At 65.7% G+C, this 18620-nt stretch carries 17 protein-coding genes; 10 read left to right on the top strand and 7 right to left on the bottom strand.

Going from position 1 to position 18620, the window contains the following annotated elements:
• Positions 1–152: 152 nt before the first annotated feature.
• The 3 genes from CIT37_RS05950 (at position 153) to CIT37_RS05940 (ending at position 5693) form a co-directional block, all read left to right on the top strand.
• Positions 153–2915 carry a T6SS phospholipase effector Tle1-like catalytic domain-containing protein gene (locus tag CIT37_RS05950; protein WP_095425132.1) on the top strand — a complete coding sequence of 921 codons (2763 nt, stop codon included), beginning with the start codon at positions 153–155 and terminating at the stop codon, positions 2913–2915.
• Positions 2916–3066: 151 nt separating this feature from the next.
• Positions 3067–3750, top strand: coding sequence for a response regulator transcription factor (locus CIT37_RS05945; protein WP_161966335.1), 684 nt, complete (start codon positions 3067–3069; stop codon positions 3748–3750).
• Complete coding sequence (locus CIT37_RS05940) at positions 3747–5693, top strand: sensor histidine kinase (RefSeq protein ID WP_095425130.1); 1947 nt, start codon at positions 3747–3749, stop codon at positions 5691–5693. The genes CIT37_RS05945 and CIT37_RS05940 overlap by 4 nt, the downstream gene beginning before the upstream one ends.
• A gap of 136 nt (positions 5694–5829) precedes the next feature.
• Here the strand turns inward: CIT37_RS05940 and CIT37_RS05935 are convergent, their stop codons facing one another.
• A complete protein-coding gene (locus tag CIT37_RS05935; RefSeq protein ID WP_018316308.1) occupies positions 5830–6120 on the bottom strand; it encodes a hypothetical protein in 291 nt (96 codons plus the stop codon).
• Positions 6121–6357: 237 nt separating this feature from the next.
• On the opposite strand from CIT37_RS05935, the gene CIT37_RS05930 reads away from it, so the two are divergent.
• Positions 6358–6582: a hypothetical protein gene (locus CIT37_RS05930; protein ID WP_028139882.1), complete on the top strand. Its 225-nt coding sequence runs from the start codon at positions 6358–6360 to the stop codon at positions 6580–6582.
• Positions 6583–6641: 59 nt separating this feature from the next.
• Here the strand turns inward: CIT37_RS05930 and CIT37_RS05925 are convergent, their stop codons facing one another.
• Positions 6642–7064, bottom strand: coding sequence for a GFA family protein (locus CIT37_RS05925; protein WP_028139881.1), 423 nt, complete (start codon positions 7062–7064; stop codon positions 6642–6644).
• A 216-nt stretch (positions 7065–7280) separates the two neighbouring features.
• Complete coding sequence (mddA, locus tag CIT37_RS05920) at positions 7281–8069, bottom strand: methanethiol S-methyltransferase (RefSeq protein WP_028139880.1); 789 nt, start codon at positions 8067–8069, stop codon at positions 7281–7283.
• A gap of 133 nt (positions 8070–8202) precedes the next feature.
• Between mddA and CIT37_RS05915 the strand changes: the two genes are divergently transcribed.
• The gene (locus CIT37_RS05915) at positions 8203–9750 is read left to right on the top strand and encodes a winged helix-turn-helix domain-containing tetratricopeptide repeat protein (RefSeq protein WP_095425129.1); all 1548 of its coding nucleotides are present in this window, start codon (positions 8203–8205) and stop codon (positions 9748–9750) included.
• 21 nt (positions 9751–9771) lie between these two features.
• Here the strand turns inward: CIT37_RS05915 and irr are convergent, their stop codons facing one another.
• A complete protein-coding gene (gene irr / locus CIT37_RS05910) occupies positions 9772–10257 on the bottom strand; it encodes a Fur family transcriptional regulator Irr (RefSeq protein WP_038971895.1) in 486 nt (161 codons plus the stop codon).
• A gap of 188 nt (positions 10258–10445) precedes the next feature.
• On the opposite strand from irr, the gene CIT37_RS05905 reads away from it, so the two are divergent.
• Complete coding sequence (locus CIT37_RS05905; protein WP_095425200.1) at positions 10446–10757, top strand: hypothetical protein; 312 nt, start codon at positions 10446–10448, stop codon at positions 10755–10757.
• Between the two features lie 3 nt (positions 10758–10760).
• On the opposite strand, the gene CIT37_RS05900 is transcribed toward CIT37_RS05905, so the two are convergent.
• The 3 genes from CIT37_RS05900 to CIT37_RS05890 all read right to left on the bottom strand — a co-directional run bounded on the left by CIT37_RS05900 (position 10761) and on the right by CIT37_RS05890 (position 12912).
• Positions 10761–11330, bottom strand: a complete 570-nt coding sequence (locus CIT37_RS05900; protein WP_095425128.1) for a DUF2147 domain-containing protein — start codon at positions 11328–11330, stop codon at positions 10761–10763.
• A 33-nt stretch (positions 11331–11363) separates the two neighbouring features.
• Positions 11364–12026, bottom strand: a complete 663-nt coding sequence (locus tag CIT37_RS05895) for a DUF3313 domain-containing protein (RefSeq protein ID WP_095425127.1) — start codon at positions 12024–12026, stop codon at positions 11364–11366.
• Between the two features lie 247 nt (positions 12027–12273).
• Entirely contained in the window at positions 12274–12912 is a 639-nt protein-coding gene (locus tag CIT37_RS05890; protein WP_028139874.1) for a TetR/AcrR family transcriptional regulator, read from the bottom strand.
• Between the two features lie 215 nt (positions 12913–13127).
• On the opposite strand from CIT37_RS05890, the gene CIT37_RS05885 reads away from it, so the two are divergent.
• The 4 genes from CIT37_RS05885 (at position 13128) to CIT37_RS05870 (ending at position 18314) form a co-directional block, all read left to right on the top strand.
• Positions 13128–14678 carry an ABC transporter substrate-binding protein gene (locus CIT37_RS05885; protein WP_095425126.1) on the top strand — a complete coding sequence of 517 codons (1551 nt, stop codon included), beginning with the start codon at positions 13128–13130 and terminating at the stop codon, positions 14676–14678.
• A gap of 206 nt (positions 14679–14884) precedes the next feature.
• On the top strand, positions 14885–15856 hold the full coding sequence (locus CIT37_RS05880; RefSeq protein WP_028139872.1) for an ABC transporter permease: 972 nt from the start codon (positions 14885–14887) through the stop codon (positions 15854–15856).
• Complete coding sequence (locus CIT37_RS05875; RefSeq protein WP_028139871.1) at positions 15853–16692, top strand: ABC transporter permease; 840 nt, start codon at positions 15853–15855, stop codon at positions 16690–16692. The genes CIT37_RS05880 and CIT37_RS05875 overlap by 4 nt, the downstream gene beginning before the upstream one ends.
• Positions 16693–16694: 2 nt before the next feature.
• Positions 16695–18314, top strand: coding sequence for an ABC transporter ATP-binding protein (locus tag CIT37_RS05870; protein WP_161966334.1), 1620 nt, complete (start codon positions 16695–16697; stop codon positions 18312–18314).
• The last annotated feature ends 306 nt before the right edge of the window (positions 18315–18620 follow it).

The raw sequence follows: 18620 nt of genomic DNA, 5'->3' as shown, positions 1-18620 counted from the left end.
GACGCGGCATGATCCCGCTTGCTACCTCAACGGGACTGTGCGCAGAATGCACCTGTATTTTCATGAGTCAGAGATTTCAACCACTGATTGCTTCCGGGAAATGATGCCCGGTTTGGCCTGACGCTTTCCTTGTCGAATTGCCGGAGGGGCCCATGACGCATCATGATGTCGGGGGGAACGCCGATTCTCCGAGGCCGGAACGCGCGCCCAGCGACAGGGATGGGAATGCCGGCGGGAGCGCGAGCGCGGCCCTGCCAAGACGCAAGCTGGTGCTGTTCGCCGACGGCACCGGCAATGCGTTCACCACGCAGGAATCCAGCGTCTGGCGTCTCTATGAAGCCCTGGACCATACCCAGCCCGATCAGATCGCGCATTACATCAAGGGTGTCGGCACCGCCGGCTGGGCACCGCTTGCCGCGCTCGACGGCGCCACCGGCATCGGCGTCCCCGGCAACGTCCGCAAACTCTATCGCTTCCTGTGCTGGAACTGGCGACCCGGCGACGACATCTACATCTTCGGCTTCAGCCGCGGCGCCTTCACCGCGCGCACGCTGGCGGCGCTGATCTCGAGCCAGGGCCTGGTGCCGGCGGAGATCGACGACACGCCGGTGTCGCATGCGGAGATGGGGCGCAACGTCAAAGCCGCCTGGCGCGAGTACCGGCGCGAGACCGTGCCCTGGACCAAGAGCCTGCCGACGATCTGGGTGACGCGCTGGATCCGCGACTTCCTGCTGTTCGTCTATCACTGGCTTTGCCGGCACCGCAGCTACGCCGAGGTGCGGGGCAAGATGAACGGGCGCAGCGAGGTCGAGATCGCATTCCTCGGCCTGTTCGACACCGTCGAGGCCTTCGGCGTTCCGGTCGAGGAGCTCCGCCTCGCCGTCGACTGGGCGATCTGGCCGATCTCGTTCCGCAATCACCGGCTGTCGCACAAGGTCAGGCACGCCTGTCACGCGCTCGCGCTCGACGACGAACGCACCACCTTCCATCCCCTGCGGATCGACCAGAGCCATCTGGCGCAGGGGCAGATCGTCAAGGAAGTGTGGTTCACGGGCGTCCATTCCGATATCGGCGGCGGCTATCCGGAATCCACGCTGTCCTTCGTGCCGCTGGTCTGGATGGTCGAGCAGCTCGGCGACCGGTTGCGCTTCCAGGACGGCGAGATCGAGCATTTCAGGGAATATCAATCGGCGCTCGGACCGCGGCATGATTCCCGCAGCGGCGCAGCAGTGCTGTACCGCTACGGGCCGCGTCCGATCCTCGGCGGCGACGTGAATGGCGGGCTGCCGGTGGTGCACTTCGCCGTCATCGAGCGCATGCTGCTCGGCTGCGACGATTACGCGCCCATCATGCTTCCGGCGAACTGCCTGGTGCTGCTGCCGGACGGAACGAGGTTGCCGCTGCGATCCGAGGGAGAGACCAAGGATATCGACGAGCAGCATGCGCGCGAGGCTCTGAAAGCGGCCTATCTGGCAAAGGCGACGGGCCCTCGACGCGAGCAGGAGGCGAAAGCCTTTACCGCGATGAGCACGCCCGACGCCACCATGTCGAGCCTCACGCGCGACACCGTGTGGTGGCGGCGCGTCGCCTATTTCTCGCTTTTGTTCATGGCCGGCGTCATCGCCGCCTGGCCGTGGATCGCGCACGCGCTGGTGCAGTGGTCCGAAGACCGCGCCCTGGAGGGCACCGGCGCACTGTCCTTCATCACCAATATCGACTGGGTGATGGGCGCAGTGGTGGCGCCGCTGACCAATCTGCTGCGAGACGTGCTGCCGTCCTATGCGGCCCCCTGGCTCAACATCGCGACCTACTATCCCTTCCTGACGTCGATCGTGGTGATCGTCACCTGGTGGATCTGGCACAAGAACGGAACGTTGCGTGACGACATCGAGGAGCGGGCGCGTCTTGCCTGGAACACGTCGCGCCGCAGGGCGAGCATGAAGCACATCGACAAGCCGGGGCCGTTGATGCGGTTCGGACACTGGATGCGCCTGAATGCCAGCCCGGCGCAACGCGTCATCACCAGGGGACTGGTGCCGGCGGTCTTCCTGATCGCGATCTTCGGCTCGGCCGCGCTGATCGTGTCGAGCAGCCTGTTCACCGGTCGTCTCGCCCTCGGCTCGGTCTGCTCGCCGCCTACGGTCAAGGGCTCTGCCGCGTTCCAGACCGGCACGCCGGTGACGGACGAGCCGGTCGACGCGCGCGCGCTGTTCGACACCAGGGACTTTTGCTGGTGGAGCGGGCTCGCCGTCGAGAAGGGCCGCAAATACCGCGTCTTTCTCGAGATCAAAGAACCATGGTTCGACCGCACCATCATGAGCGGAGCGAACGGATTTGCGACCTACGAGCCGCACCACTACGTGGCGCTGCCGGAGCGTCGTCTGTTCGCGGCGGACTGGTTCCAGCCCGTGGTGCGCGTCGGCAGCAAAGGCATCAACGACCTGCCGCTCAAGGCGGTCAATGTGATGCCGGCCGACGAATTTCCCCGCCGCATGAAGCCCACCCTGCCCGCGGAGGAAGACATCAGCAGGAGCCGCAACAGGTACCCCGTGCGGCTCGACGACACGGCCGAGTTCAAGGGCAGGCTCGACGGCCTCGGCAAATTCGAACCGATTCCGCCGGTCATGCTCGCCGAGGCAGGCCAGGCCTGGACGAAGCAGCTGTTGACCGGCCGCGTCGTCGCCGAATTCGTGGCGCCCGAGTCCGGCGAGCTGTTCTTCTACGTCAATGACGCCGTCCAGATATTCCCGCGGCTGCTTCCGGAGTCGTTGGTCCCGTCCTGGCTCGATGCGATCCAGGGGCCGCACGATCTCTTCTACCGAAACAACAGCGGCACTGCGAAGATCAAGGTCCAGCGCCTGCCGGCCCCACCGATGCCGCCGGACAAGCCGGCATTACCGCTGGCGAGCAACTGAGGTCCAGTGGGGACGCAGCGTCGGAGCGCTCAGCGCCGCGACTTGGACACGGGACATTCCCGCCCCCATGATTATGGGTGTCGCTGCCCGCGTCCGGCGGTTAAACTTGCCCTTGCGCCGCGGGGGACACGCGGGTCGCGGGACCATGATCATGACCGAACAGGGCGAGACGGGTGAACCCATCACCATCCTCCTCGTCGAGGACGACGCGCCGACCTGCTGGCGGCTGCAGGATGCGCTGGTCAAGGCCGGCTACGAGGTGCGCAGCGCCGGCACGCTCGGCGAAGCCCGTTCCGCGCTTGCCGGCGGCGCGCCCCGCGTGCTGCTGACCGATCTGCGCCTGCCCGACGGCCACGGCATCGAGCTGATCCGCGAGATGAGGCAGCGCTTCCCCGACACCGAGATCATGGTGATCTCGGCACTCGGCGACGAGGAGAGCGTGATCTCGGCGATCACGGTCGGCGCCACCGGCTATCTGCTCAAGGACGCCTTCCCCACCGACATCGCCACCACCGTGCGCGATCTGGTCGCCGGCCATTCGCCGATCTCGGCCTCCATCGCGCGCTTCATCGTGCGCAGAACCCAAGGTGCCGCGCCAAATTCGGCGGAGCCACCGCCGGGACCCCTGCTCAATACGGCGAGGCTGACCCCGCGCGAGATCGACATCCTCTGGGGCATCGCAAAAGGCTTCAGCTATGCCGAGATCGCCAGCCATCTCGGCCTGTCCAAGCAGACCGTGCCCGGCCATATCAAGAACATCTATCGCAAGCTCGAGGTGCACACGCGCAGCGAAGCGGTGTTCGAAGCGGTGCAGCAGGGCCTGATCAAGCTGTGAGCGAGATCGCGGCCAAGGCACCTACAAAGGCAGCTCCGAAGGCGCCCACGCGGCCGCGGCGCCGGCTGATCGCCTCGCGCCTCGTGCCCTATCTGCTGCTGCAGGCGCTGATCGTGATCGCCACCATTCTCGGGCTGCGGCTGCTGCAGCCGAACGACCCCGACGATTTTGCGCTGAGCGGATTTTCGCTGCGGCAGGACGGCGTGACGCTGCCCGTGAACCTGCCGCATTTCACGGCGTCGCGCTATTCCCTGGACGACCCGCCGATCTACACCGGCAGCTTCACGTTCCGGCGCGGCGAAGCGGCATCGGGATGGTCGGTCTACCTGCCGCGCTTCAGCAACGCGGTGGGGGTCGCCGTCGACGGCGTCGTCGTGCTCGATTCCCGGCGCGACGCCAACGCCAACCGGCCCGACCGCAACACGCCGCAGATCGCAGCGATCCCCGCCTCACTGCTGCGCGAGGGCGCCAACGAGATCACGGTGCGCCTGTTCGTGTGGGGACCGTTGAAGGGCTTTCTCGACACGGTGTATGTCGGACCCGACGCCGCCTTGCGGCCAGCCTATGAGACGCGGACGCTGCTGTTCGTCACCCTCCCGGTGGTGTTTTCGGCCTGGCAGTCGATCCTCGCCGTCATCCTCGCGATCATGTGGCTGATGCGGCGCCGCGAGCCGGTCTACGGCGTGTTGGCGGCTGCGATGGTGCTCGGCGTGGTGCAGGCCTACGTCCCGCCGCCGGTGCCGCCGGCCGCCACGTCGCGGCTTGCCGCAGTGCTGCTGGCGTCCGCGCCGATCGAGAGCGCGTTGGTCGTCATGTTCGGCGTGCTGTTCTTCGGCTGGCGCTGGCCGCGCTACGGCATGCTGCTGTTCGTGCCGGGCCTGGTCGTGTTCGTGGTCGGGCTGATCGGAGGCCCGCCGCTGCCGCGCATCCTCTTTCTGGTGCTCGGCATCCCCACGGTCGGGCTTTGCCTGGTTCTGATGGCCTGGGTGACCGCGACCGCGGTCGTCCGGCGGCAGGACGCGGCGAGCTTCACGATCGGCTGCGCCGTCACCATCGTGCTGGTCTGCTGGATCCAGGACATGCTCACGGTGCTCGAGATCGTGAGCAACGATCGCATCTTCGTCTCGCGCCTGTCCTATTCGGCGATGCTGGTCGCGATCGGCGCGGGACTGACCTGGCGCTTCGCCCGCGCGCTGAACCAGGTCGACAGCTTCGCCGGCCAGTTGGTGACGCGCGTGCGCGAGGCCGAGGAGCGGCTGAAGGCGAGCTTCGTCCGCGAGGAGGAGCGCGCGCGCGCCGCCGCGCTCGCCAATGAGCGCACGCGCCTGATGCGCGACCTGCATGACGGCCTCGGCGGCCAGCTGGTCAGCATCGTCGCGCTCTCCGAGCGCGGCCATGAGGGCGCGACCATCACCGACGCTGCCCGGGCCGCGCTGAAGGATCTGCGCCTCGTCATCGATTCCATGGACGACATCGGCGGCGACCTGATGCTCGCGCTCGGCTCCTGGCGCGAGCGCGCGAGCGCACAATTGCGGCCGCACGACATCACGCTCGACTGGCGCGTGGCGACCCCGCAGGGCCTGCCGCTGCACCCTGAACTCAGGCCATGGCACGTCATCCAGATCGTGCGCATCCTCGACGAGGCCGTGACCAATGCGGTCAAGCACGCACAGGCACATCGCATCGCGGTCACCATCGAGACGCTCGATGCAAGCGAGGGGCCGTACGGCCTGATCAGCGTGACCGACGACGGCCAAGGCTTTGCGCTGGCCGGCCATGACGAAGCCGGGCGCACCGGCCAGACCGCGCGCGGCTTGCGCAACATGAGAAATCGCGCCGCGCGCTGCGGCGCGCTGCTCGACCTGAGCTCCGATGCTTCCGGGACGCGCGTGCGGCTGCAATTGCCGCAGCGTTTTCCCGACAGCGACGCGGCTGCGGGCTGAAAAGCCCCCTCTCCGAACGTGTGGGACGCGCGGAGAGAGGGAACGGGCCGGGTGATTTGCCGGCGGAGGACGGGGGGGTCGTCCGCAGAGCGCCCTGGGCCCGAGGCGATGCAATCAATTCAATCGAATGGAAATATCAGCGCACGCCGACACGATTGACCGGGCCGCCGCGATTCATCGGCGTTCCCGCGCGCACGCCGACCCCGGGCGCGCCGACGCCGGGTGTTGCGACCGCGGCCCTTGCGACCGGCGCTCCCGGCGCGACCACCACCGCCGCCGTCGGCCGCACCACGCAGCCCTTGGGCACGCCGACCGTCTTGCAATAGACCACCGCCTGTGCCGGGCTCGTGCCCAGCGATACCATCGCCGCGCCGGCCAGCGCCATGACCGTCAGCCCCGCACTCAGCGCTCCAGCTCTCTTCGACATCCTTTGCTCTCCTGCTTCCCGTTCGGCGTCCCGATGCAATCACCGGGTTTCGCAGCCGAGGTGCAGCCTGAATGACAAAAGACGGCGCGCGGATACATGCCATGAAGATGGGGGTCGCTGCGGCCGGGACACCGGGCCGACGCCATGAACATGGCATGGACCCGTGCACGGCCTTCGCGAGATGGTCCGGCCCGATTGATCCCGGTCGGGACAACGTCGATTCCAGAGAGGTGCTTTATGAAGATTTCAGCTGTTGCCGCGCTGCTGCTCGCCGCTTCCGCCCTGCCCGCTGCTGCGCAATCCGGTCCATCGGTCCAGGAGCAAATGGCCTGCCGTGGCGATGCCAGCAAATTCTGCGCCGAACATATCGGCAAGCCGCCGCAGATGAATGCCTGCCTGCGCGAGAACAAGTCGAAGCTCTCGGACAGCTGCCGCAAGGTCGTCGAATCGCGCGGCGGCTAATCCGTTATCCTTCTCTACAAAGAGGGCGGCGCGTTGCCGCCCTCTCGACACCGGCGCCGCTACTCCTGCATCATCTCGCCGCTGCCGCCGAACTCGGCCGGAAAATCCTTCAGCTTGGGCAGGCCGTCGCGCATCGGCAGCACGGTCTCGGCATAGTTGACGTGAACGCCGGGCGCGAATGCGAGCGTCGGGATGGTGGCGGTGAAGACGTCGACCAGTCCGAGCGGCGGATGGTTGGTCATGAGATGGCCGCCGCACTTCTTGCAAAATTTGCGCTCGCTGAGCGGCGTCTTGGCAAACGTCTCGACATTCTGGGCGCCTTCGGTGACGCGCACGGCTTCGGGCTTCCACAGGCTGAAGGCGTTGACCGGGCCGCCCGACCAGGAGCGGCAGGAACGGCAATGGCAATAGCCCATCGCCTCCGGTGCGCCCGTGACCTCGATCGTGACCGCGCCACAGAAGCAATTTCCGACATGTTTCATTTGGTCGTCTCCGTTTGATGAAGAGGAAGAAATCCTCTCCCCGCTCCTCGTCCACAATATGTCGGGACCGATGGGAATGTGGGGAGAGGTGTCGGGGTGAAGGGGGACATCACCCCGGGGGACGTTGAGGGGACGGGCGTGCGAGATGCTCGCATACCTCAGTTGGCGCGGCCAAGCGTCCTCCGTTCGGCGGACGCGCGCGGTGCCGCGCCGAGGCTAGAGTGACCGGCGCCAGGGAATAAGCATCGACACCCGTTGTTTGTACTGCCGGTACTCGTCGCCGAAGAGAGCGACGAGGTCGTGCTCCTCCAGCGCGATGCCGACGAAGATGTAGAGCGTGGTGACGACCGCAAACAGCAGATGCCCCGCGGTCATGGTCGGCGCCGCCCAGAACGCAATGATGAAGCCGAGATAGATCGGATGGCGGACGAAATTGTAGAGCAGCGGCGTCCTGAAGCGCGGCGGCGTCATCTCCTTGCCGACCAGATGGTTGGTCACCTGATGCAATCCGAACAATTCGAAATGATTGATCAGGTAGGTGCTGGCGAACACCAGGATCCACCCGGCGAAGGACAGCGTGACCAACGTCACGGCGAGATCCGGGTTCTCGACATTCCATACGATCGCAGGCAGCGGACGCCACTGCCAGAACAGGAGCAGCAATGACAGACTCGCGAACAGCACATATGTCGAGCGCTCGACCGGCTTGGGGACGAACTGCGTCCACCACGCCTTGAACTGCTTGCGTGCCATCACGCTGTGCTGAAGGGCGAACAGCGACATCAGGAGGAGATTGACGATGACGGCTTCGGCCGTCGGCGTGTCGGTTCCGGTATCGATGGTCTTGGGCACCACCAGCCCCATGACGAAGCCGATGGCGTAGAGAATGGTGACGAAAAACACGAGATATGCCGCAATTCCGTACAGAAAGGCGATGAACTTGAAAATGCGTGAGCCCGCAACCTCCGGGCTGATAGAATGAACCTGGTGATCAAGTTGGGTCATAGAACGCTCCGTTGTGCCGAGGCATCGGCACTGTTTGGTCTTCGCACCATGCCGGATCGGACGCCCCCAGACTTTCGCGGACGGTTGATTTTCGCCTGAGACGACTTTGATTTTTGCTTGAGACGACAGAAACGTGCGATTTCGCTTTGAAAACAACGTGCTCGACGGCGACCTGCGGGAACTCACCTGCGGCGGGGCAGCCGTGCCGTTGCAGCCGCAGGTGTTCGATCTCTTGCTCTATCTCGTCGCGCAACGCGCGCGTGTGGTCAGCAAGGATGACCTGATCAGTCAGATCTGGAGCGATCGCATCATCTCGGATTCGGCGCTGAACAGCCGCATCAACGCCGCGCGCAAGGCGCTCGGCGACGACGGCGCGACGCAGCGGCTGATCAAGACCATCCCACGCAAGGGCTTTCGTTTCGTCGGCGAGGTCCGGGAAGATGTGGCAGCGTCGATCGTGCCGGCCGAAGCCAGGCCCGCCCCCTCGCGCGTGGGGGACCGCCCGGCGATCGCGGTGCTCGCGTTCGAGAACATGAGCGGCGATCCCGCGCAGGACTATTTCGGCGACGGGATCAGCGAGGACATCCTCACGGCGCTGTCGAAGCAGCGCTGGTTCATGGTGATCGCGCGCAACTCGTCCTTCACCTACAAGGGGCGCGCAGTCCACCTCCGGCAGATCGCGGAGGAGCTCGGCGTCCGCTACGTCATCGAAGGCAGCGTGCGCAAGGCGAACAACCGGGTGCGCATCACCGCACAGCTCAACGATGCCACGTCAGGCAGCCATCTGTGGGCCGAGCGCTACGACCGCGAGCTGGTCGACGTCTTCGCCGTCCAGGACGAGATCACCAACGCGATCGCTGCGGCGATCGAACCGCAGATTCACGCGGCCGAGAGTTTTCGCGCCCACCGCAAGGGACCTGCGAGCCTGGACGCTTGGGATTTCCTGATGCAGGCGTTGTCGCATTATTGGCGCGTGACCCGGCGCGATCACGAGGCCGCACGGACGCTGCTGGAACGCGCGATCGGGATCGATCCGAATTACGGTCAGGCGCTGTCGGTGCTGGCGGCGAATTACATGCTCGGCGTGCATCTCGGCTGGGCCGAGCTCGCCACCGTGGCGCCGGTGGCGGAAGCCGCCGCGCTGGCCGCGGTGCGCTGCGACCATGAGGATGCCTGGGCGCATGTCGGCCTCGGCAGCGTCTGCTTCTCGACACGCAGGCTTGCGGACGCGCTGTCCGAGTTCGAGCAGGCGCTCGCACTCAATCCGAACTTCTCGTTGGCGCAGGGCTATTACGCACTGGCGCTGTCCTATGCCGGGCGCTCGAAGGATTCGTTCGAGGCCGCCCAACGGGCGATCCGGCTGTCACCGCGCGATCCGTCGCTGGCGATCTATCACGGCATCGCGGGCTATGCGCGCTTCACCGAACGCCGTTATGACGAGGCCATCGCGCTGGCGCGCGAGGCGATCCGCCATCGCGGCGATCTCACCGGCGCCTACCGCGTGCTCGCGGTCTCCGCCGGCATGACCGGTGACGGAACGCTTGCGGAGACGGCGCTGGGCGAGCTCCGCCGCACCCAGCCCGACATCTCCCTGCACTGGATCGCGACGCAACTGCCGTGGGCCAATGACGGGGATCGCGAACACTATCTGGAAGGATTCCGGCGCGCAGGGCTGCGCTAGGCGGCTTCTCTTACCCCGGCGCTACGCGCGCTTGCGGCGCAAATGGACGATGACGTCGAGCCGCGCGATCTCGTGGCCGGGAAGCGCCTCGGGGATCTTGGTGAAGGCGAGACCTTCGGCGACGTCGACCAGCACATCCTCGCCTTCGAGATAGAAGTGCGGGTGCACCGATGTGTCGGTGTCGAAGAACGACTTGATGCCGTCGGCCGCGATCCGGCGCAAGAGGCCGGCCTCGGTGAACTGGTTCAGCGTGTTGTAGACGGTCGCGAGCGACAGATCGGCGCTCGCCGCCATCGCTTCTTCGAAGAGGCTCTCGGCGGTGACATGACGATGGCCGCGCAGGAACAGCAACTGGCCGAGCGCCAGGCGCTGGCGCGTCGGGCGCAGGCCGGCATTGCCGAGCAATTGCAGACAATGCTGCACGCCCGCATCGGGCGGCAGCTCGAGGCCGGCGACATCAGGTCCGCTATCGTCGACCGCAGGGATATTCGTGGCCTGGATGTCCATCGATCGTCTCACGCGTCTCACGGCTCAGGGGGGCAGGACGCACCGCGCCGGGTCCCGCCAGTTGCTATTCGATCGCAAAAGCGGCGGCCTGGCTTTGATCCGGATCAAATTCGAAAGCCGTCTCTGACCTATCGCAAGGCAGCCGGGTTTATTCCCGGCCAGAAATGGCTGATATCGACGAGGTTCAGATGTCCAGGCCGGTTCCCGACAAAGCAGAGATCGCGCTCGAATATCCCGACAAGTTCTATGTCGGCACCTTCGAGCATTCGTCGCGGTTCGAGGCGCGGCTCGATGGCAGCGGTGTTGCGCTGGTGCTGCAGCATCCCGGCGCGGCCGACGAACGCAAATCGGTGCACCTGCACCTCAATTTCGGCCTCCTCGCCGGCATCCTGCGTGAGCTCGCCGTCAGCGTCGCCGCCCTCCCCAAGGACGACATCGCACACCGCGAGCAGCTCGCGGACGCGCTCGACGAATTGCGCCGGGCGCTGCGGACCTCCTGAAGACTACTTCGCTTTGGCCTGGATCGGCCTCGGGGCCGGCACCGCCGCCCATTCCTTGTCGGCGCGCGGGCCGTTGAGATCGCCGGTGAGGCCGACGAGCTGGCCGGGCAGCACGTCGAGGGTCTGCTGCCAGGTCTGGGTCTGGCACAGGAATTTGATGAGGCAGCCCTTGAGCTTGAGGCGATCAGGCGACTCGCGCCAGATCGACACCGAGTAGGACTTGCCGTCCTCGGCGTTGTAGATGTCGCCGGCGAAGCGCCCCTCGGGCGTTCCCTGCAGACCCATGATGAGCTGGTGGCCGAGCAATGTGCGGGCGCGCTTGTCCGGATCCGGATTCTGGCTGTCGCGGTAAGGCTGGCCGCGCTTGTCGGCCGCCTCCTTCATCCAGACGATGAAGCCGCAGAGGCGATCGCGTGAGGGCCCGCAGCGCTCGAGGCGGATTCGCGCGCGGCCGTCCTCGACCAGCCAGGTGCCGCTCGGATCTGTCGGCGTGACGGCGCCGGCGCGGCCGCCAAACGCCAGCATCACGATCGTGATCGCGATGCGCAGCACGAAGCGAAGGAGAATGTTCATCAGCAAACACCTTTCGTTGAATGGATCGCGGCGTCAGTTCAGCTGCGCCATCAGCGCGTCGGCGCCCTTGTCGAGGCCCGCCGTGGCGGCCGCGAGCGCGCCGGCGGTGGCCTTGATGTCGTAGGCAGCGGGGTATTGCTTGGTGACGTAGGCGGAGAGCAGCCGCGAGGTCGTTGCGTCGAAGATCTCGACGCCGTAGACGACCGAGCCGGTCATCGTCCCCTCGCCGTCGCGCGCCGCCTGCACGCCGTTGTAGACGGCGCCGGCAAGGTCGAAGCGCGAGAGCGTGCCGAGCACCGGCGTGTTGGCGACGGCGCCGGTGAGTGTCAGCCTGATCCGCAGCGTGTTCGGCCCGGGCTCGCGCACCAGCACGAAGCGGCCGCGCAGCCGGTCGGCGAAACAGTTCTGCATGTAGGCAGCGAGCGTCGCCTTGTCCCTGCCGGACATGTCGCCGAACTGATGATCCCGGCCACGATAGACCACGACGGGATCGAGGATCACTTTGCTATAGATGCGCCAGTCGACCGGCGTGGAATAGCGGTAGGGTACGCGGCCGGAGACGTCCGATTTGTCCGGCGCCATGTAGGCCGAGGACGCCATCTCCGAATAGGGTACCGGCGCGATCGACGCGCAGCCGGCCACGGCCACGCAAAGCACCAGCGTTCCCGGACCGCGCACCGCGATCGAGCGATTCATTCCAGACTCCTCTTGGCACTGTTCTGGCGATGGCGACCGCAGCCACGTCAGGGACCGGACGCGGCTGCGGGGCTCACCATTGCCAACCCTCGGCTTCGTCCGGGGCGTTTCGGAAGCGTTGGGCTGCCCCAGTGCCCGGTCTTATAAAACCGACCAGACGGTTTGTAAAGTTCGAAAGTCACGTCCTGACGCATTTGGCCGCAGGCGCGGCTTTGGGCAGGCCCGGTTCGAATTCGTTAACGATGAATCAGGCGCGTTTGCGCCGGGTTGCAGCCTTCGCGACCGCTGCCGTTCCGGATTTGGCGGCACGTTTTGCGGCCGGTTGTTCGAGGCTGGTCCACTGCGCATCGTCGAGCAGGCGCGCGAACAGTCGCTGGTGCTCGTCCTTGCTGAGCGGCGACATGCCGAACAGCGAACTCAATAGCAGTCCCATCGCTCCGGCCCAGCGCAGCATCGCGAGATCGGGATCCGTGGCCTCTTCCCTGATCGCGGCCATCCGCTCCATCTCGCGCTCGCGCGGCAGCGCCATCAGACGCGGATTCTCCACCATGGCCGCAACCAGCGCCAGCGCGGCGGAATTCGGCGACGTCGCCGCTTCGCGCACAGTGGCCAGCTGGGTCGCCAGATTAGGATTCGCGGAGGTCTCGCCCGCCTTCGCCATATAACGCGTCGAGAATTCCTCGAAATGCGCCATCTGCCGCTCGAGGAGTGCCTTCAGCACCGCCTCCTTGGTGCGGAACTGATGCATCACGCCGCCCTTGCTCAGCCCGCTCTCGCGCGCAATCGCATCGAGCGTCAACCGGCCCGGCCCGTCGCGCGCGATGATCGCGATGGCTGCTTCGAGCGCAGCATTGCGGGACCGTTCGGAGCGCGTGGCATTGTCCATCGCCGACTTGTCTCCGCGGCACGACGATGAATCAAGTGAAAACAGGACGCGCTGTACATTTTTTGTGCGAACACTGTCGCGACTTTCATCTTGCGGCGCCGAACGGGACTGTGTGAGCCTCGATACCGGATGGGGACTGGGATGGGCCGGCCGTAGCTTTGCGCGCCATGACGTGCGAAGCGTTGACGGCTGGTCTCGCTTGAGAAAGATACGACATGCCGAAACGAGTGTTGCTTGGTCTCCTCCTGGCGTGCGGCCTCACGGCCCCGACACTGGCGCAAGAGCCGAAGACGGGAGGTGTGATCAATGCGGTGATCCAGCCTGAGCCGCCCGGCCTGATGCTGGCGATGGTCCAGAACGGCCCGGTGCAGATGGTGTCGGGCAACATCTTCGAAGGGCTGCTGCGCTACAGCCCCAAGCTCGAACCGCAGCCGGAGCTCGCCGAAAGCTGGAGCGTCAGCGAGGACGCCAAGACCTACACCTTCAAGCTCCGGAAGGGCGTCACCTGGCATGACGGCAAGCCTTTCACCGCCGCCGACGTCTTGTTCTCGGTCGAGATGCTGAAGCAGACCCACGCGCGCGCCCGCAACAACCTCGCGCAGGTCGACAAGGTCGAGGCGCCCGACGACTACACGGTCGTCTTCACGCTCAAGCAGCCGTTCGGCCCGTTCCTCGGCATCTTCGAGGTCGGCTCGATGCCGATAGTGCCGAAGCATCTCTATGACGGCACCGACTGGAAGACCAATCCCTACAACAACGCCCCGGTCGGCACCGGCCCCTTCATGTTCAAGGAATGGCAGAAGGGCTCGTTCATTCGCCTGGCCAAGAACCCGAACTATCACGAGAAGGGCAAACCCTATCTCGACGAGATCTACTGGCAGATCATTCCCGACGCCGCCGCGCGCTCGGTGGCCTACGAGACTGGCAAGGTCGACGTGCTGCCCGGCGGCTCGGTCGAGAACTTCGACGTGCCCAGGCTGTCCAAGTTGAAGGACACCTGCGTCACCGGCGCCGGCTGGGAGTTCTTCTCGCCGCTAGCCTGGCTGTGGCTCAACAACCGCCAGGGCCCGCTCGCCGACAAGCGGGTGCGGCAGGCGGTCATGTATGCGATCGACCGCGAATTCGCCAAGGACGTGATCTGGAACGGGCTCGGCAAGGTCGCGACCGGCCCCTCCGCCTCGACCATCAAATACTATACTGACGACGTGCCGAAATATCCGTACGACCCGGCCAAGGCCAAGGCCCTCTTGAAGGAAGCCGGCTACAAGGGCGAGAAGATCCGCCTGCTGCCGCTCGCTTATGGCGAGACCTGGCAGCGCTGGGGTGAAGCGGTGAAGCAGAACCTCCAGGACGTCGGCATCAACATCGAGACCATCGCCACAGACGTCGCTGGCGGCAACCAGAAGATCGGCGACTGGGACTACGACATCGCCTTCACCTATCTCTACCAGTATGGCGATCCCGCGCTCGGCGTCGGCCGAAACTACGTCTCCAGCGCCATCGCCAAGGGCCAGGTCTTCAACAACGTCGAGGGCTACTCCAACCCCGAGATCGACAAGCTGTTCGCCGACGGCGCCGTCGCAACGCCGGACTCCAAGCGCAAGGAGATCTACGAGAAGGCGCAGAAGATCCTGGTCGAAGACGTGCCGGTGGCCTGGATGCTCGAGCTGCAATTCCCGACCATCATGCGCTGCAAGGTCAAGAACCTGATCACCACGGGGATCGGGGTCAATGACGGCTTCAAGGACGCATGGCTCGACAAGTGAGCCCTTCCTTCTTCACCTCTCCCCGCCTGCGGGGAGAGGTCGAATGTGCGCATAGCGCACATTCGGGTGAGGGGGAGTCTCCACGAGTCCAACTGCTGATACGCTCGCGGAGAGTCCCCCTCACCCTAACCCTCTCCCCGCAAGCGGGGCGAGGGAGTCGCTCCGTCTCCGTGGCTTCAGGTCACATCACCAATATGACTCACTAGATGCTCTCCTTCGTCGCTCAGCGTGTCCTCAAGGGCGTGATCGTCCTGCTTGCGATCGTCGTCCTCAATTTCTTCCTGATCCGGCTTGCGCCGGGCGACCCCGCGGTGGTGATGGCGGGCGAGGCCGGGGCCAGTGACCAGATCTTCGTCAAGCAGCTCAGGGAGAAATTCGGCCTCGACAAGCCGCTGCCGGAGCAGCTCTTCCTCTACGTCAAGGGCGTCGTCACCCTCGACCTCGGCTTCTCCTTCCGCCAGCAGGCGCCGGTCGCAAAGCTGATCGGCGAGCGGCTGCCGGCGACGCTGCTGCTGACGCTGACGGCATTCGCGATCTCGCTCATGCTCGGCATTCTCTTCGGCACCTTCGCCGCGCGCTTTGCCGGAACCTTCCTCGACACCGCCATCACCGTTTTCGCGCTGATCTTCTACGCCATGCCGATCTTCTGGGTGGCGTTGATGGGCATCCTGCTGTTCTCGGTCACCATGGATTGGCTGCCGAGTTTTGGTTACGAGACGGTCGGTGCGAACCTCACCGGCTTCGCCCACGCGGTCGACGTCGCAAAACACCTGATCATGCCGGCGATGACGCTCGGCCTGTTCTTCATGGCGACCTATACCCGCATGACGCGCGCCTCGATGCTGGAGGTGAAGCGGCTCGACTTCGTCAAGACCGCGCGCGCCAAGGGCCTCTCGGACGCCGTGATCCAGCGCCGCCACGTGCTGCGCAACGCGTTGCTCCCCGTCGTGACGCTGGCCGGCGTGCATTCCGGCACGCTGATCGGCGGCGCCGTCATCACCGAGACCGTGTTCGCCTGGCCCGGCATCGGACGGCTGATGTACGACGCGCTGTTGCAGCGGGACTACAATCTGCTGCTCGGCGTCTTCGTGATCTGCTCCGCCATGGTCCTGATCTTCAACCTCATCACCGACCTCGTCTATCGCCTGGTCGATCCGCGCATCGAATTCGCCTCATGAAACAGTTCTGGAAATCGATGCTGCGTAGCCCGAGCGGCGTCATCGGGCTCATCATTCTGGTTCTCGCGATCTCGGTCGCATTGTTCGGACCGATGCTGTTCCCGAACTCGCCATGGCGGATGGTGCAGCGGCCGTTCCTGCCGCCGTTTACGCTCTCCGCCGTGCCGCTCGGCACCGACGCGCTCGGCCGCGACGTGTTCGCCGGTATGATTTTTGGCGCGCGCGTCTCGCTGCTTGTCGGCCTCGTCTCCACGCTGGTCGCGCTGATCGTCGGCGTTCCCATCGGCGCCATGGCCGGCTATTTCGGCGGCAGGGTCGATGACGCCCTGATGCGCTTCACCGAGTTCTTCCAGACCATTCCGAGCTTCGCGCTTGCGATCGTGCTGGTCGCGATCCTGCAGCCCTCGATCTATTCGATCGTGACCTCGATCGCGCTGGTGAGCTGGCCGCCGGTCGCCCGCCTCGTGCGCGGCGAGGTGCTGTCGCTGCGCACGCGCGAATATGTCCAGGCGGCGGTGGTCACAGGCCAGAGCAACACCTGGATCATCATGCGCGAGATCCTGCCGAACGCACTGTCGCCCGTGATCGTGCTGGCCTCACTGATGGTGGCGACCGCGATCCTCCTGGAATCCTCGCTGTCGTTCCTCGGCCTCGGCGACCCCAATCTGATCTCCTGGGGCTACATGGTCGGCGCCGGCCGCACCGTGATCCGCCAGGCCTGGTGGATCACGGTGTTTCCCGGTGTCGCCATCCTGATCTCCGTGCTCGGGCTCAATTTGATCGGCGAAGGCCTCAACGACGCGCTCAATCCGCGCCTGTCGCGGGAGGGACGCTGACAATGACCGCCCCGCCCGCCGTCTCCATCAAGAACCTGCGAATTGCCCTGCCCAAGGGCGCCGAGCGTCCCTTCGCCGTCGACGGCGTCTCGCTCGACTTGCGGCCCGGCAAGATCGTCTGCGTCGTCGGCGAGTCCGGCTCCGGCAAGTCGATGTGCGCGCATGCGCTGATGGGCCTGTTGCCGGATACGGTCTCGGTCGCCTCCGGCGAGATCCAGTTCGAGGGACGCGACCTGCTCAAGCTCGACGACGACGGTTGGCGCGATCTGCGCGGCCGCCGTCTCGCGATGATCTTCCAGGAGCCGATGACCGCGCTCAATCCGTTGATGCGGATCGGCGACCAGATGGCGGAGATGTTCGAGGCCCACGGCCTGCTGACGCCGAGGGAGCGGCGCGCGCGAGCGCTCGCTTTGGCACGGGAGGTCGGCCTGCCCGACCCCGAGCGCATCGTCCGCGCCTATCCGCACCAGCTCTCCGGCGGTCAGCGCCAGCGCGCCATGATCGCGATGGCGCTCGCGCTCGAGCCGGCCGTGCTGGTCGCGGACGAGCCGACCACCGCGCTCGATGTCACCACGCAGGCGCAGATCCTCAAGCTGATCCGCAACCTCCAGCGCAATCGCAACATGGCGGTGATGTTCATCACCCACGATTTCGGCGTGGTCGCCGATATCGCCGACCAGGTCGTCGTGCTCCGGCACGGCAAGGTGGTCGAGGAAGGTCCGGCCGCAACCGTCTTCAACGCGCCGCAGCACGACTACACCAAGGCGCTGCTCGCCGCCGTGCCCTCGATGGACCCGCCGGCGCGCGAGCCGCTCGACGATCAGGCCAGGGCCGTCGAGGTGATCGGGCTCGACAAGACCTATGTCACCTCGGGCGGCTGGTTTCGCGAAGACCGCAGCGTCGATGCCGCGCGCGCGGTCAATTTCAACATCCTCAGGGGCGAGACGCTCGGCCTCGTCGGCGAATCCGGCTCCGGCAAATCGTCGGTGGCGCGCCTGGTGATGCGGCTGATCGAGGCCGACCGCGGCACGGTGCGGATCGGCGAGACCGATCTCACCCAGCTCTCAGGCAAGGCGCTGCGTGCCGAGCGCCATCGCATCCAGATGATCTTTCAGGATCCGTTCGCTTCGCTCAATCCGCGCCGCAAGATCGGCCACATCATCGCCGACGGTCCGATCGCGGCCGGCCTTGATCCCAAGGTCGCGTTCGACCGGGCCCGCGATCTCCTCAAGATGGTCGGACTCGATGCCGGCGCGCTCGAGCGCTATCCGCATGAATTCTCCGGCGGCCAGCGCCAGCGCATCGGCATTGCGCGCGCGCTCGCACTCGAACCCGAGATCATCGTCGCGGACGAGGCCGTCTCCGCGCTCGACGTCTCCGTCCAGGCGCAAGTCTTGCGGCTGCTCGAAGACCTCAAGACGCGCCTCGGTCTCTCGATGCTGTTCATCACCCACGATCTACGCGTCGCCGCCCAGATCTGCGACCGCATCGCGGTGATGCAGCGCGGCGCCATCGTCGAGCTGAAGCCGACCGCGCAGCTGTTCGCCGCGCCGGAGCATGCCTATACGCGCGAGCTGCTGGCGGCGGTGCCGGGACGGAAAGAGCGCGCGCCGGCGGCGTGACGATCGATCGTATCGAGTTGCCGAATTCCGGGATGGTTCCAAAAACTTGCACGCGGCCCGAGGTGAGACAAATTCGGTCCAGAAGAATTTTCTTGACGAAAATATCCTTGCCGATGAGCGCAAGGAGCAAGTCGACACCAGCATTCGCTCGCGCGGCTCCCGAAGCCCCGCAACGGATGTGAGCTGGTGAGCGGTATCTCAACCCGGCGCATCAAAGGCACGGGAGACGTTGGGATTCCGGAGTGCGCTCACGCGCTTTTTACTCCTTCGTGATCGGCGACACCGCTTCAAAGCCGAAGACGGCGT

This window comes from Bradyrhizobium ottawaense (assembly GCF_002278135.3).
Taxonomy (GTDB): Bacteria; Pseudomonadota; Alphaproteobacteria; order Rhizobiales; family Xanthobacteraceae; genus Bradyrhizobium; species Bradyrhizobium ottawaense.
Note: the sequence above shows the minus strand (reverse complement) of the source record. Positions and strands in the feature narration are given on the sequence as shown.

Bases quoted from the DNA above. Each gene is read 5' to 3' on its own strand.
- CIT37_RS05875 (WP_028139871.1), top strand. From the start codon at position 15,853: ATGAAACAGTTCTGGAAATCGATGCTGCGTAGCCCGAGCGGCGTCATC.
- CIT37_RS05925 (WP_028139881.1), bottom strand. From the start codon at position 7,064: ATGAAACATGTCGGAAATTGCTTCTGTGGCGCGGTCACGATCGAGGTC.
- CIT37_RS05905 (WP_095425200.1), top strand. From the start codon at position 10,446: ATGTCCAGGCCGGTTCCCGACAAAGCAGAGATCGCGCTCGAATATCCC.
- CIT37_RS05900 (WP_095425128.1), bottom strand. From the start codon at position 11,330: ATGAACATTCTCCTTCGCTTCGTGCTGCGCATCGCGATCACGATCGTG.
- CIT37_RS05895 (WP_095425127.1), bottom strand. From the start codon at position 12,026: ATGAATCGCTCGATCGCGGTGCGCGGTCCGGGAACGCTGGTGCTTTGC.
- mddA (WP_028139880.1), bottom strand. From the start codon at position 8,069: ATGACCCAACTTGATCACCAGGTTCATTCTATCAGCCCGGAGGTTGCG.
- CIT37_RS05945 (WP_161966335.1), top strand. From the start codon at position 3,067: ATGACCGAACAGGGCGAGACGGGTGAACCCATCACCATCCTCCTCGTC.
- CIT37_RS05885 (WP_095425126.1), top strand. From the start codon at position 13,128: ATGCCGAAACGAGTGTTGCTTGGTCTCCTCCTGGCGTGCGGCCTCACG.
- CIT37_RS05870 (WP_161966334.1), top strand. From the start codon at position 16,695: ATGACCGCCCCGCCCGCCGTCTCCATCAAGAACCTGCGAATTGCCCTG.
- CIT37_RS05935 (WP_018316308.1), bottom strand. From the start codon at position 6,120: ATGTCGAAGAGAGCTGGAGCGCTGAGTGCGGGGCTGACGGTCATGGCG.
- CIT37_RS05890 (WP_028139874.1), bottom strand. From the start codon at position 12,912: ATGGACAATGCCACGCGCTCCGAACGGTCCCGCAATGCTGCGCTCGAA.
- CIT37_RS05950 (WP_095425132.1), top strand. From the start codon at position 153: ATGACGCATCATGATGTCGGGGGGAACGCCGATTCTCCGAGGCCGGAA.
- irr (WP_038971895.1), bottom strand. From the start codon at position 10,257: ATGGACATCCAGGCCACGAATATCCCTGCGGTCGACGATAGCGGACCT.
- CIT37_RS05880 (WP_028139872.1), top strand. From the start codon at position 14,885: ATGCTCTCCTTCGTCGCTCAGCGTGTCCTCAAGGGCGTGATCGTCCTG.
- CIT37_RS05930 (WP_028139882.1), top strand. From the start codon at position 6,358: ATGAAGATTTCAGCTGTTGCCGCGCTGCTGCTCGCCGCTTCCGCCCTG.